At 49.1% G+C, this 373-nt stretch carries 1 protein-coding gene; it reads right to left on the bottom strand.

Annotated features, from left to right (window positions below; genetic code table 11):
* Nucleotides 1–373 (bottom strand): DUF4114 domain-containing protein (locus A3750_RS04915; RefSeq protein ID WP_156498415.1); only part of this gene is annotated, 373 nt, incomplete at both ends.

Genomic DNA, 373 nt, shown 5'->3' with positions numbered 1-373 from the left:
AAAGCGGTAATCAATCACGAGATCATTAAAGTCATAGTCGCCCATTCGAGGCCAAAGGTCTTCGAACATCAGCGTCGCCATTCCACTCTGTGAGGGGTAGTACGTGGTTGATGTTATCTCTTCGTTGCTTTGCTCTAATACTTGGTAGGTGCCGGTATCGACTGAGCCATCGACATTGATACCTTCGACGGCGTACGTTGGCGTAGCGGCGATTGACACGAGAAGGTCGTTAAAATCATTGTCACCACCGGCGCGATGTTGATCGTCAAAGCCGAAGACAAAGAAGTCATTCACTGCATCATAAAACGCCACGTTATGTGCTTGCAGGGCACTTGGCTCCGGATTGAGGTAGGGCAAACTATAGAACGGTTGT

It is taken from the genome of Oleiphilus sp. HI0079 (assembly GCF_001635105.1).
Note: the sequence above shows the minus strand (reverse complement) of the source record. Positions and strands in the feature narration are given on the sequence as shown.